The sequence below is a fragment of the Pseudomonas shahriarae genome (assembly GCF_014268455.2).
In the GTDB taxonomy this organism is placed as follows: Bacteria; Pseudomonadota; Gammaproteobacteria; order Pseudomonadales; family Pseudomonadaceae; genus Aquipseudomonas; species Aquipseudomonas shahriarae.
The window spans coordinates 731632-744465 of sequence record NZ_CP077085.1 but is presented as its reverse complement, the minus strand read 5'-3'; the positions used below and the strand labels follow the sequence as shown (position 1 = coordinate 744465).

Here is a 12834-nt window from a genome sequence, read left to right as displayed (position 1 = left end):
GCAGAATTATACGCATCTAACCTGCGGTTTCTCTCGTCTCATGCCTGCTATTACCACCGATCTGCCCGCCCTCGCCCAATCGATCAAAGACTGGGGTCGCGAGCTGGGCTTTCAACAAGTCGGCATCAGCGGCCTGGACCTGGCTGAGCATGAACAGCACCTGCAGCGCTGGCTCGACGCGGGCTACCACGGCGAGATGGACTACATGGGCGCCCATGGCAGCAAACGCTCGCACCCGGACGAGTTGGTACCCGGCACCTTGCGCGTGGTGTCCCTGCGCATGGATTACCTGCCCGGCGATACGCAAATGGCGCAGCTGCTGGCCCAACCCGAAAAAGCCTATATCTCCCGCTACGCCCTGGGCCGCGACTACCACAAGCTGATCCGCAAGCGCGTGCAGCAACTGGCCGACCGCATCCAGGCACAGATCGGACCGTTTGGTTTTCGCGCCTTCGTCGACAGCGCCCCAGTGCTGGAAAAAGCCATCGCCGAACAAGCCGGCCTGGGCTGGATCGGCAAAAACACCCTGGTCCTCAACCGCAAGGCCGGTAGCTACTTCTTCCTCAGCGAACTGTTCGTCGACCTGCCACTGCCCGTCGACCCGCCCCACAGCACCGAACACTGCGGCCGCTGCACCGCCTGCCTGGACATCTGCCCCACCAATGCCTTCGTCGGGCCCTATGTGCTGGACGCCCGGCGCTGCATTTCCTACTTGACCATCGAACTCAAGAGCGCAATCCCCGAGGATCTGCGGCCACTGATTGGCAACCGCGTGTTCGGCTGCGATGACTGTCAGATCGTTTGCCCGTGGAATCGTTTCGCCCGACCTTCAGGAGAAAGCGATTTCAAGCCGCGCCACAACCTGGATAACGCCGAACTGGCCGAGTTATTTATGTGGGATGAGGATAAATTCCTCAGCAGTACCGAAGGCTCGCCGCTACGCCGCGCCGGTTATGAGCGTTGGCTGCGTAACCTGGCCGTGGGCCTGGGCAACGCGCCTTCCAGCATTCCGGTGCTGGAAGCCTTGAAGGCGCGCCGGGACTACCCCTCCGAACTGGTCCGCGAACATGTCGAATGGGCGCTGAACCAGCACGCGACGCGTCAATGTTCGTCGTTGTAGACGAACTTGGGCATTTCCCAGTGAAAGCGGATGGCCAGCAGTCGCAGTAGAAAACCGCTGAACAGGGTGAGCAGAATCGCTTGCTCGCTGGGCAGTTCGAGGTAGATGCACAGCATGTAGCACCAGGCGGCGAGGAACGACACGCTGGCATACAACTCGCGGCGGAAGATCAACGGAATATCGTTACAGAAAATATCCCGCAGGATCCCGCCGAAGACTCCGGTGATCACCCCGCTGACCGAGGCCACCAGCATGCCGTGCCCCATTTCCAGGGCCGTCATGCAGCCGATCAGGGTGAAAGCCACCAGCCCTACGGCGTCCAGCGCCAAAAACAGTGAGCGCAAGTGGCGCATCAGCGGGGCGATAAAGATCGTCACCAATGCCGCTACCGAGGTCAGCACCAGGTATTCCGGGTGTTTGACCCAGGTCAGCGGGTAATGGCCGAGCAACACATCGCGCACCGAACCGCCACCCAGCGCCGTCACGCAGGCGATCAACACCACGCCAAACCAGTCCATGCCACGACGGCCGGCGGACAAGGCGCCGGTCATGGCTTCGGCGGTGATGGCGATGAGGTAGAGCATCAGCAGCATGATGGCGATCCTTGCAAAGAGGCGCGCAGTCTAATCATTTGGCGAGGGCACCAAAAGGGGGCGCTCGGCGAAAGACCGAGCATGCCCACACGTGGAATGCGATCAAATGTGTGGCTTGCCTGCGATAGCGGTAGGTCAGTCGATACATCCTTACTTGTCCCACCGCCATCGCGGGCAAGCCCGCTCCCACAGGGGATCTGGGCAGGGCACAGAACTTTGCACACACCACACAGCAACTGTGGGAGCGGGCTTGCCCGCGATGGCGCCAGCCCTGGCGCCACGAACTCAAGCCTTGATGAAATGCTTGCGGTAATGCTGCAACTCGGCAATCGACTCGCGGATATCATCCAGGGCCAGGTGGGTGCTGCCCTTATGGAAGCTGTCCTTGACCTCTGGCGCCCAACGCGCGGCCAGTTCTTTCAAGGTCGACACATCGAGGTTGCGGTAGTGGAAGTAGCTTTCCAGCCCCTTCATATGGGTATAAAGGAAGCGGCGGTCCTGGCAGATGCTGTTGCCACAGATCGGCGACTTGCCCTTGGGCACCCACTTTTCCAGGAAGGCAATCGTCTGGGCCTCAGCCTCGGCCATGCTGATGCGGCTGTCGCGCACGCGCTGGGTCAGGCCCGAGTTGCCGTGGGTGCGGGTGTTCCACTCGTCCATGGTGGCCAGCACTGCGTCGCTGTGGTGGATGGCGATCACCGGACCTTCGGCCAAGGTGTTGAGGTTGCTGTCGGTGACAATGGTCGCCATCTCGATGATGACGTCGGTGTCAGGGTTCAGACCGGTCATTTCCAGATCGATCCAAATCAGGTTCTGTGGGTTTTGCATGTCGTGGTTCCTTGGCACCTTGGCGTAGCTGCGCAGTTTAGCAGGCGGGGCGTGCTAGACTCGCGACCGTTTTATCCAACCTTTGCATTATCGACACGGAACACCAATGGCCAAACGCCAGCTCAACCGTCGCCAAAACTGGCGCATCGAAAAAATCCAGGGTGAACGCGCTGCCCGCGCCGCCAAACGTGAATCTTCCGCCGTGGAAGCGCTGGAGGGTGGCGACCTGGGCCCCGAACAAACGGGCCTGGTGATTGCGCACTTTGGGGTGCAGGTCGAAGTCGAGGCCCTGGAGGGCGAGCTGGCCGGCGAAGTGTTCCGCTGCCACCTGCGCGCCAACCTGCCGGCCCTGGTAACCGGCGACAAAGTGGTGTGGCGTGCCGGCAACCAAGGCATCGGGGTGATCGTCGCGCAACTGCCGCGCAGCACCGAACTGCGCCGCCCGGACAGCCGTGGCCAACTCAAGCCGGTGGCGGCCAACGTCGACATGATTGTCATCGTCTTCGCCCCGCTGCCCGAGCCACACGCCAACCTGATCGACCGCTACCTGGTGGCGGCCGAGCACGCTGGCATCCGCCCGCTGTTGCTGCTGAACAAATTCGACCTGATCGACGACCAGAACGCCCCGGCGCTGAATGCGTTGCTTGCGGTGTATCGGCAGTTGGGCTACCCGGTGCTGGAAGTCTCGGCACACCATGGCAACGGCATGGAACAGCTGCAACAGCAGTTGGACGGGCGCATCAGCGTGTTCGTCGGCCAGTCGGGCGTGGGTAAGTCGTCGCTGGTCAACAGCCTGCTACCGGAAGTCGAGACCCGCGTCGGCCCGCTGTCGGAGCTGTCCGGCCAGGGTACGCACACCACCACCACCGCACGCCTGTTCCACTTCCCGGGCGGCGGCGAGCTGATCGACTCCCCCGGCATCCGTGAATTCGGCCTGGGCCACGTCAGCCGCGCAGATGTAGAAGCGGGTTTCATCGAGTTCAACGACTTGATCGGCACGTGCCGCTTCCGCGACTGCAAGCACGACCGCGAGCCGGGTTGTGCGTTGCTCAAGGCCCTGGAAGACGGGCGCGTGCAGCAACAACGCATGAACAGCTATCGCTCGATCATCGCGAGTTTGCCGGAAAGCAGTTACTGAGTGGCCATGCCTCGATACACTTTAAGTGCAGCCTGCAACCCCCTACTCCATTGATTTAATAGGGGCCGGCATCAAGAATTCAGGACAACTGGGTGGCTCGTTGACACAAGCCAGCTTGAATTCGGAATTCCTGATGCCCATAATCACTCCGTTACCGGCGAAAGTCGGCAGGAGTCTGGATCCTTCCCGGAGTTGATCCAGCGGCGCAGAAGGGGCGAAGCAAGCTCCACTGCGTGTCGAATGAAGCCGCCTTCGGGCGGCTTTGCTTTTGCGGGACATTCGATTGACTCTCTACTATCACCCCAAACAAGGCGATGTTCTTCTCTGCGATTTCACACGAGGCTGTGTCGCCCCTGAAATGCTGAAGATCCGTAAAGTCGTGGTGATATCCCCTACCTCCAGCCACAATCGCAGGCTGTGCACTGTAGTCCCGATCGCCTCTACTGCCCCCGAAGTCCAGCATGCCTGGCACCACCTGTTACACATCAACCCCCTTCAGTCCGATGGCTACAAAGAGCTGTGGGTGAAGTGCGACATGATCTATACCGTGAGTTTCGAGCGCCTCGACAAGCTGCATAGAAAGACCCGCTCCAAAGGTCGGGAGTACTTCGTACCGCGGCTGAATACCGATGATATGCAAGGCGTGATCAGTGGCGTCAAAGCCTACCTCCCACTTTGAGCACAAGTAAAAACGCCCCGACTGATCGGGGCGCTTTCATTTAGACGGTACGCCTACGAGCCTGGCGCAGGCACCGTAGGAGCCTTTACCCCGCCCTCATCAAACAGATTCAGCTTCTGCCGCAACTCATGGGCCGGCAACGGCTGCTGCTCGGGTGGCAGGGCATTCGGGTCTAACGGCACTTCACCCGGTGCGCCCTCGCCCTGGGTCGGTACCGGCGCAGGGGCACCCTGCTCGCCTTCGATGGCACGCTGGGCCTTTTTGGTCAGCACCACAATATCAATGCGCCGGTTGATCGGGTTGAACGGGTCCTGGACATCAAACAGCTGGGATGAAGCAAAGCCCACGACGCGCGCCACCTGGGTATCCGGATAGCTGCCGGCCACCAGGACACGGCGGGCGGCGTTGGCACGGTTGGCCGACAACTCCCAATTACCGAAATCGCCCAGGCCCGAATACGGCTTGGCATCGGTGTGGCCGCTGACGCTGATCTTGTTCGGCACCGCCTTGATGGTGTCGGCCATGGCCAGCAGGATGTCTTCGAAGTAAGACTTCAAGCGCGCACTGCCAGAGTCGAACATCGGTCGATTGGCCGCATCCATGATCTGGATACGCAGGCCGTCCTGGGTGATATCGAAGTGGATCTGATCCTTGAATTTTTGCAGTTGCGGGTTTTCATCGACCTTGTTCTGCAACTCTTGCAGTAACAGCTCCAGGCGTTCCTGCTCGACCTGTTCGGCCATGCTCTCGACGGTCTGGCGCTCGATCGGGATATTTTCCTGGGGCGCTTCGGTCTGCACCTCCGGGTTGATGGTGCGTTCAGGGGCCAATTCGGGCGAGCCGCCCAAGTCGATCACAAACGGCGTGCCGCTCTCGGAAAACCCAATGGGGTCCTTGAAGTAACCGGCGATGGCGATCTTCTGTTCCGGCGTCGCGGTGGACATCAGCCACAACACCAAAAAGAACGCCATCATCGCCGTCGCAAAGTCAGCGAAGGCAATTTTCCAGGCACCACCGTGGTGCCCAGCAGCGAAGCGCTTGACGCGCTTGATGATAATCGGCTGGTTGTTTTCCATGGCTTAGCGACCGCGAACTGCTTGTTCCAGCTCGGCAAAGCTTGGACGGTGCTTCGGATACAGCACCTTGCGCCCGAACTCCACCGCCAGGGATGGCGGCATACCGGAAGCCGAAGCCACCAGGGACGCCTTGATCGCTTCGTAGATATTCAGCTCTTCCTTGGCGTCGTGGGCCAGGGAGGTGGCCAGCGGGCCAAAGAAACCATAGGCTGCGAGAATACCGAAGAAGGTCCCCACCAGCGCCGCGCCGACGTGCATACCGATGGCCGCCTGGTCGCCTTCGCCCAGGGACGCCATGGTCACCACGATCCCCAGTACTGCCGCGACAATACCGAAACCGGGCATGCCGTCGGCGATACCGGTCACGGCGTGGGATGGGTGCTCGAGTTCTTCCTTGAGGCTGAACAGCTCCATGTCGAACAGGCCTTCCAGCTCGTGGGGGGCCATGTTGCCGGAGGACATGATGCGCAGGTAGTCGCAGACATAGGCGGTCATGCGGTCATCCTTGAGCACGGCCGGGTACTTGGCGAAGATCGGGCTCGCTGCGGCGTCCTCGATATCCGCCTCGATGGCCATCATGCCTTCGCGGCGGCTCTTGTTCAGGATCTCGTAGACCAGGCCCAGCACTTCCAGATAGAACGTGTGGGAAAAGCGCGAGCTGAACATGCCCAGCGACTTTTTGATCACGTGCATGGTCATGTAGCTAGGGTTGGCCTGCAGGAAAGCGCCAAACGCCGCACCGCCGATGATCAGCACTTCGAAGGGCTGGATCAGCGCAGCAATTTTACCGTGGGACAGAACGTATCCGCCGAGCACGCTTGCGATGACGACGATGATGCCGATAATTTTAGCCATAGGGGATGAGTACTTGCGCCGTCGGGTTCATGGACATATTCGGAAGATCTAAAAACTCTTCTTCTACTTATCGGCAAAACTGCGCCAGACTATAGCCCGTTAAGGCGAAAAGCCAGTTCGGCCCACTCCGGGCGTGTTGACCGCAAGTGATGATCGCGCCCCAATCATGGCAAACGAAACGACAGTCCCAACTACAAAACCCAACTCTCTGGCTGGCTGGATCAAGCGTCTGGACGAGGTTCTCCTGCCCGTCCCGCAGGCGAGCCACATTGCCGTGTGCAAGGCCATCGGCGACAGTCGCCGTTCGTTGCGAGATATTGCAGAGCTGATGCAAGACAGCCCGGCACTGGTCCTGAGCGTCATGCGTGAAGCCAACAACCAGGCCCACGGCAGCCTGGCAGAGCCCGCAGAAAACCTTGAAGTGGCGATCAACCGCCTCGGCCTCAAGCGCACCGAAGAACTGCTCGCGCGCCTGCCGTCGGTGCCGCTCAATGAAATCCCCGTGGCCCTGCGCCAATTGCAGCTGATCAGCCAGCATGCCTCGCAGCAAGCCAGCGGCCTGTTTGCCAGCCGCCTGGCGCGCCTGTGGCAGGATATTCATTGGGGCAGCCTGCTGTTTCTTTCACCGCTGTGGCCGATGGCCGTTGCCTACCCCAAGCTCCTGGAGGAATGGGAGCTGCGGGTGATCCACAAGGGTCAATCGGCACGCAAGGTCGAACAGGAATTGTTTGGCGTGCCCCTGCTGGCACTGTGCCTGGAGCTGACCGAGGCCTGGCGCTTGCCGATCTGGGTATCCCAGGGCTACCAACTGCTGCTCAAGGAACAACGCTTACTGGTCAAGGCCCTGCACATCGCCCGCGATGAAGTGCCGTTGAGCCAGCAGCAAAAACTCGATGCCGACCCGGCGCTGCGGCGCTGGCTGAACCAACCGGCCAATACCGTGCTACTGGCCAATGGCATGGCACTGGCGGCCCAGGAATCCTGGGCCTGCCCCCATACCCAGCGCTGGCAGTACCTCACCGCGTTGTACCTGCAACAACCACTGGCCGACGTGCAGCAACAGGTGCACCAACAGGCGGTCATCAGCGCGCGCCATACCCTGACCGCCGGTCTCTGGCATCCGGCACTGGCGTTGATCTGGCCCTGGCATGTGCAACGAGTGCATCGCGGCCTGCTGCCCGCACCGCCGCCGACCGCCGAAGCCCTGGCGGTGTGGCGCAAGCGTTGTACTGAGCTGCTGGTGGAGCCCAGCCGCTTCGCCAATGCGATGCACTTGACCACCTGCGCCAAGGAGGCCCTGGTTGCCAGTGGCATGCAGCGCGTGATGTTGCTGATGGCCGACAAGGCCTTGGCCACTTTGCGCGTGCATCAGGTCGACGGCCTGCCCAAGGACGCTGCCAACCTGAGCCTTGAGTCCGCACAAAGCACGCTGCTGCAACGCTTGCTGGAGAAGCCTGCGCAAGTGCGCCTCAACCCGGAAAATCACGCACAATTCGCGGTGCTGCTGCCTGCTTCATTGCGGCGCCTGTTCGTCGGCGAGCATTTGCTGCTGCGCTCCCTGAGCTGTAACGGCCGGGTGGTGATGCTGATGATTGCCGACCAGGGGGGCGGGCCGTTCTCCGAAACCACCGTGCAGGCCTTCGGCAAAACCGCCCAATGCATCGAGAAAGCCCTGCACTGCTTTACCAACCGCACCGCTTGATGCTTGCGTTACAATCGCCCTCTTTTATCACCCAACCTAGCGCCCGGGAGACCTCACATGCCTGACTTTTCTGGCTTGCCGCTGGTGATCGAACCCAGCGACCTGCTTAGTCGCCTCGCCGCCGAGCCGTTGATTCTGGTGGACCTCACGAGCGCCGCCCGTTATGCCCAGGGGCATATCCCCGGCGCGCACTTTGTCGATCCCAAGCGCACCCAGTTGGGCCAGCCACCGGCCCCAGGGCTGCTGCCGGCCAAGGCCGACCTGGAGAAACTGTTCGGCGAACTGGGCCACACCCCGGATGCCACCTACGTGGTGTATGACGACGAAGGCGGCGGCTGGGCCGGGCGGTTTATCTGGTTGCTCGACGTGATCGGCCACAAGAAATATCACTACCTTGATGGCGGCCTGCTGGCATGGCTGGATGAACAGCACCCCGTGTCCACCGAGGCCACCGTTGCCGTCGGCGGCCCGGTCAGCCTGACCCTGCACGACGAGCCCACGGCCACCCGCGAATACCTGCAAAGCCGCCTCGGTGCTGCCGACCTGGGCATCTGGGATGCCCGTGGCCCGCTGGAATACAGCGGCGAAAAAGTCCTCGCGGCCAAGGGCGGGCATATTCCCGGCGCAGTCAACTTCGAATGGACGGCGGGCATGGACAAGGCACGCAACCTGCGGATCCGCCGCGACATGCCGCAGATCCTCGAAGGCCTGGGCCTGACCAAAGACAAAGAAATCATCACCCACTGCCAGACTCACCACCGTTCTGGCTTCACCTACCTGGTGGCCAAGGCGCTCGGTTATCCGCGAGTCAAAGGTTATGCCGGTTCCTGGGGCGAATGGGGCAACCACCCCGACACCCCCGTCGAGATTTAAGGTTTAAGGACAGTTCATGAAAAAGCGTTTGTTTATCCTCAGCCAGTACCTGCTGCCCCACCACCTGCTGTCGCGCCTGGCCGGCTGCATTGCCGAATGCCGTGTGCGCTGGTTCAAAAATGCCTTCACCACCTGGTTCGCCAAGCGCTACCAGGTGGATATGTCCCAGGCCCAGGTAGAAGACGTGACCGCTTACGAGCACTTCAACGCCTTCTTCACCCGCGCCCTGAAAGACGGCGCCCGCCCCCTGGACTCAACCCCGGGCGCGGTGCTGAGCCCGGCAGACGGCGCAGTCAGCCAGCTCGGCCCGATCGAGCACGGCCGCGTGTTCCAGGCCAAGGGCCACAGTTTCAGCGTGCTGGAACTGCTCGGTGGCGACGCCGCCGTTGCCGCACCGTTCATGGGCGGCGACTTTGCCACCATTTACCTGTCGCCGAAGGACTACCACCGCGTGCACATGCCACTGGCCGGCACCCTGCGGGAAATGGTCTACGTGCCTGGGCGGATTTTCTCGGTCAACCAGACCACGGCCGAAAACGTGCCGGAGTTGTTTGCGCGTAACGAGCGTGTGGTTTGCCTGTTCGACACCGAACGCGGCCCGATGGCCGTGGTATTGGTGGGCGCGATGATTGTCGCGTCGATTGAAACCGTATGGGCCGGCCTGGTAACGCCGCCCAAGCGCGAGCTGAAAACCGTGCGCTACGACGAAGCCGCCCGTGCGCCGATCCACCTGGAAAAAGGTGCGGAACTGGGGCGTTTCAAGCTGGGTTCGACCGCTATCGTGCTGTTTGGGCCGGATCAGGTGAAGTGGGCTGAAGAACTGGTGGCGGGAACGCCGGTGCAGATGGGCCAGGGTATCGCGCTGCCAAAAGCCTGATCCGAATACAGCGAAAATCAAATGTGGGAGCGGGCTTGCTCGCGAAAGCGGTGTGACACCTTAGTTGACTGACACACCGCCTTCGCGAGCAAGCCCGCTCACACATTTTTGACCGCGTTCCTGTCGTTATTGACCGTCGCGGTCACGCAGCCCCAACAGATACAACACACCATCCAACCCCAAGGTCGAAATCGCCTGCTTGGCCGATTGCTTGACCAGCGGCTTGGCCCGGAACGCCACGCCCAACCCCGCAATAGCCAGCATCGGCAGGTCGTTGGCGCCGTCGCCGACCGCAATGGTCTGCTCCAGACGCAAACCTTCCTTGTGTGCCAGCTCCTTGAGCAAGTCAGCCTTGCGTTGCGCATCGACAATCGGTTCGACCGCCACGCCCGTCACCTTGCCATCCACCACTTCCAGCTCGTTGGCGAACACGTAGTCGATGCCCAGCTTGGCCTGCAATTGCTTGGCGAAGTAGGTAAAGCCACCCGAGAGGATCGCGGTCTTGTAGCCCAGGCGCTTGAGTTCGGCGAACAGGGTTTCGGCACCTTCGGTCAAGCGCAGGGAGGCGCCGATGGAATCGAGGACGCTGACGTCCAGGCCCTTGAGCAATGCCAGACGCTCCTTGAAGCTGGCGCGAAAATCCAGCTCGCCGGCCATGGCGCGCTCGGTGATCGCCGAGACTTGCTCGCCCACACCTGCGGCCTTGGCCAACTCGTCGATAACTTCGGCTTCGATCAGAGTCGAGTCCATGTCGAACACCGCCAGGCGCCGGTTACGACGGAACAGCGAATCTTCCTGGAAGGCGATATCCACGTTCAGTTCCTGGGCCACGCTGAGGAACTCGGCGCGCAAGGCTTGCGGGTCAGCCGGCTCACCGCGTACGGAGAACTCGATGCAGCCCTTGCCCTGGTCCGCCGGGGTGTCCAGGGGCATGCGACCCGACAGACGGTCGATATGGTCGATATTCAAGCCATATTGCGCAGTGATCGAGCTGACCCGCTGCAATTGTTCAGCGGTGACCTTGCGCGTCAGCAGGGTGACGATGTGGCGTTTCTTGCCTTGGCCGGCCACCCAGTGCTGGTAATCCGCTTCGGATACCGGGGTGAAACGCACCTGCTGGTCCAGCTTATAGGCGGTAAACAGGATGTCCTTGAGCACAGACGACGCCTGTTCGGTATCTGGAATCTCCACCAGGATGCCGAACGACAGGGTGTCGTGGATCACGGCCTGGCCGATGTCGAGAATGGTCACGCCACCCTGGGCCAGAACACCGGTAATGGCTGCGGTAAGACCCGGACGGTCAACACCGGTGATGTTAATCAGGACAATTTCGCGCAAAGCGCACCCCCGAGCTGGAAAAAAACCGCATTCTACCCACTTTCAGTGACCATCGGGCACAGCCAGCGCTTTGCCGGTCTTGGGCCTGTCGCTATACTGCGCGTCAACTTCACGGACCAAGAGCCGAGCGCAAGTGAACCGGCCCACGCCAGTAAAAACCGATAACTTCTTCCTGCTGATCTTCCGGGCACTGCGCCACCGCCGTGTACCGATCGCATTACGCATCGCCAGCCATAACGTGATCCTGGTCGCCCTGGCCCTGGTGATCTACGCCTGCGTGATGGGTTTGCAGTTCAAACAGGCCATGCACGAGCAAGCCGACGCCCTGGGCGAGAGCTTGACGACCCAGACCGCCACCTCGGCGACCGAGCTGTTGGTGTCCAACGACATCCTCAGCCTCAACGTGCTGCTCAACAACCTGACCAAGAACCCGCTGGTGGCCCACGCGGCCATCTACAGCGTGGACAACCGGATCATGGCCGAAGCCGGGCAACGCCCGAAAAACGGCCTGCTGGGTGAGGCCGAAGGCCTGTACCAGAGCAATATCACGTTTCAGGATGTGAAAGCCGGCCAATTGCGCATCAGCCTGGACATGCAACAGTTCCAGCAGCCGATGACCATCAGCCTGCAAAGCATGGGCATCCTCAGCGCGATCCTGCTGGCCTTGGCCCTGGCCTTGAGCCTGCGCCTGGGCCGGCATATCTCCACGCCGCTGATGCAATTGCGCATCTGGCTGCGCGACATCGACGAACACACCCCGGCCACCGACCGCCAGGATGAGATCGGCGACCTTGCCCGCCAGTTGCACACCAGCTTTGCCCCGGAGCCGGTCATACCTGAAGCCAAGCCCGAGCCGGAGTTCGACGACACCGACTATGACGACGAACCCGAGTTCGAAGTGCGCAACCTGCGCGATCCGAGCTTCGACGAGTCGACGCCGATGGCTGGCCTCAAGCCGGCACCGCGTACGGCCATCAAGGCCGAAGAAGACCGCCTGGACGATGACGATCCGTTTGCCGACCTGCGTGACGAGTCGGCGCCAAGCCCGGTGGTCGCGCCTCGGCCTGCGAGCAGCCAGCCCCAGCACAGCGCGGTATTGGCCGTGCAACTGGGCGCCCAGGAGCAATTGCGCCGCCTGCCACGGGCACGCCTGACCGAGTTGCTGGAACGCTACCGCGATTGCCTGGACCAGGCAGCCTCGCTGTACCAGAGCGAACTGCACACCTTGAACGACGGCAGCACGTTGATGCTGTTCCACAGCGAAGACAGCGGCGAAGACTACCTGACCAATGCCATCTGCTGCGGTGAACTGCTGCGCGCCCTGGGCCATGCCTTGCAGATCGAAGTCGCCGACAGCGGCATCACCCTGCAACTGCAACTGGGCCTGACATTGGGCGATGATCTGTATGGCATGAGCCAGATTGATCTGCTGCTGACCGAAAACGCCCAGGACGCCCTGGCCTTGTCGCAACACAGCCGCAACCTGCTGCTGGTGGAGCGCAAGATCAGCGACGACGCCTTGATCCGCCAACGCGCACGTATCCGGCCGATTGCCAGCCCTGAAGGCGCGTGCTGTGTAGAGCGCTTGATGGAGCCTTACCCGTCGATGCTGGAACGTCAGCTGGCACGGATGCATGAGACCCGCAACAAGCCAGCAATGTGACACAGGCTTGTGTGGGAGCGGGCTTGCCCGCGATAGCGCTGGATCAGTCATCAAGTGTCGACTGACACTGCGCTATCGCGGGCAAGCCCGCT

The 12834-nt window shown here is 61.5% G+C and carries 12 protein-coding genes; 7 read left to right on the top strand and 5 right to left on the bottom strand.

The features are described 5' to 3' along the window. Positions 1–40: 40 nt before the first annotated feature. A complete protein-coding gene (queG, locus tag HU773_RS03270; protein ID WP_057958149.1) occupies positions 41–1120 on the top strand; it encodes a tRNA epoxyqueuosine(34) reductase QueG in 1080 nt (359 codons plus the stop codon). Here the strand turns inward: queG and HU773_RS03265 are convergent. Further along, a complete protein-coding gene (locus HU773_RS03265; protein ID WP_169851492.1) occupies positions 1102–1716 on the bottom strand; it encodes a trimeric intracellular cation channel family protein in 615 nt (204 codons plus the stop codon). The two genes, queG and HU773_RS03265, sit on opposite strands and share 19 nt — an antisense overlap. A gap of 282 nt (positions 1717–1998) precedes the next feature. After that, positions 1999–2541, bottom strand: coding sequence for an oligoribonuclease (orn, locus tag HU773_RS03260; protein ID WP_003188046.1), 543 nt, complete (start codon positions 2539–2541; stop codon positions 1999–2001). 106 nt (positions 2542–2647) lie between these two features. Here orn and rsgA point away from each other — a divergent pair, with 106 nt between their 5' ends. Next, positions 2648–3679 carry a small ribosomal subunit biogenesis GTPase RsgA gene (gene rsgA / locus HU773_RS03255; RefSeq protein ID WP_057437388.1) on the top strand — a complete coding sequence of 344 codons (1032 nt, stop codon included), beginning with the start codon at positions 2648–2650 and terminating at the stop codon, positions 3677–3679. 283 nt (positions 3680–3962) lie between these two features. Then, positions 3963–4358: a type II toxin-antitoxin system PemK/MazF family toxin gene (locus tag HU773_RS03250; protein WP_186625915.1), complete on the top strand. Its 396-nt coding sequence runs from the start codon at positions 3963–3965 to the stop codon at positions 4356–4358. A 53-nt stretch (positions 4359–4411) separates the two neighbouring features. Here HU773_RS03250 and motB read toward each other — a convergent pair whose 3' ends face one another. Together motB and motA are read right to left on the bottom strand one after the other, a co-directional pair. Beyond that, positions 4412–5434, bottom strand: coding sequence for a flagellar motor protein MotB (gene motB, locus HU773_RS03245; RefSeq protein WP_186625916.1), 1023 nt, complete (start codon positions 5432–5434; stop codon positions 4412–4414). Positions 5435–5437: 3 nt separating this feature from the next. Continuing rightward, the gene (motA, locus tag HU773_RS03240; protein ID WP_120731393.1) at positions 5438–6289 is read right to left on the bottom strand and encodes a flagellar motor stator protein MotA; all 852 of its coding nucleotides are present in this window, start codon (positions 6287–6289) and stop codon (positions 5438–5440) included. A gap of 166 nt (positions 6290–6455) precedes the next feature. Here motA and HU773_RS03235 point away from each other — a divergent pair, with 166 nt between their 5' ends. Genes HU773_RS03235 through asd form a run of 3 tightly spaced genes read left to right on the top strand, consistent with a single transcriptional unit; the run spans position 6456 to position 9741 of the window. Further along, positions 6456–7991, top strand: coding sequence for an HDOD domain-containing protein (locus HU773_RS03235; protein ID WP_120731391.1), 1536 nt, complete (start codon positions 6456–6458; stop codon positions 7989–7991). A gap of 57 nt (positions 7992–8048) precedes the next feature. Next, a complete protein-coding gene (locus HU773_RS03230; protein ID WP_057958145.1) occupies positions 8049–8864 on the top strand; it encodes a rhodanese-like domain-containing protein in 816 nt (271 codons plus the stop codon). A 16-nt stretch (positions 8865–8880) separates the two neighbouring features. Then, entirely contained in the window at positions 8881–9741 is an 861-nt protein-coding gene (gene asd, locus HU773_RS03225; protein ID WP_057958144.1) for an archaetidylserine decarboxylase, read from the top strand. A 126-nt stretch (positions 9742–9867) separates the two neighbouring features. Here asd and serB read toward each other — a convergent pair whose 3' ends face one another. Beyond that, the gene (serB, locus tag HU773_RS03220) at positions 9868–11079 is read right to left on the bottom strand and encodes a phosphoserine phosphatase SerB (RefSeq protein ID WP_115127251.1); all 1212 of its coding nucleotides are present in this window, start codon (positions 11077–11079) and stop codon (positions 9868–9870) included. 133 nt (positions 11080–11212) lie between these two features. On the opposite strand from serB, the gene HU773_RS03215 reads away from it, so the two are divergent. Further along, entirely contained in the window at positions 11213–12742 is a 1530-nt protein-coding gene (locus HU773_RS03215; RefSeq protein WP_186625917.1) for an AhpA/YtjB family protein, read from the top strand. Positions 12743–12834: the final 92 nt, after the last annotated feature.

What these genes read in the sequence shown, in the direction of transcription:
- queG (WP_057958149.1), top strand. Translation starts at nt 41, where the DNA reads ATGCCTGCTATTACCACCGATCTGCCCGCCCTCGCCCAATCGATCAAA.
- orn (WP_003188046.1), bottom strand. Translation starts at nt 2,541, where the DNA reads ATGCAAAACCCACAGAACCTGATTTGGATCGATCTGGAAATGACCGGT.
- rsgA (WP_057437388.1), top strand. Translation starts at nt 2,648, where the DNA reads ATGGCCAAACGCCAGCTCAACCGTCGCCAAAACTGGCGCATCGAAAAA.
- motB (WP_186625916.1), bottom strand. Translation starts at nt 5,434, where the DNA reads ATGGAAAACAACCAGCCGATTATCATCAAGCGCGTCAAGCGCTTCGCT.
- motA (WP_120731393.1), bottom strand. Translation starts at nt 6,289, where the DNA reads ATGGCTAAAATTATCGGCATCATCGTCGTCATCGCAAGCGTGCTCGGC.
- HU773_RS03235 (WP_120731391.1), top strand. Translation starts at nt 6,456, where the DNA reads ATGGCAAACGAAACGACAGTCCCAACTACAAAACCCAACTCTCTGGCT.
- HU773_RS03230 (WP_057958145.1), top strand. Translation starts at nt 8,049, where the DNA reads ATGCCTGACTTTTCTGGCTTGCCGCTGGTGATCGAACCCAGCGACCTG.
- asd (WP_057958144.1), top strand. Translation starts at nt 8,881, where the DNA reads ATGAAAAAGCGTTTGTTTATCCTCAGCCAGTACCTGCTGCCCCACCAC.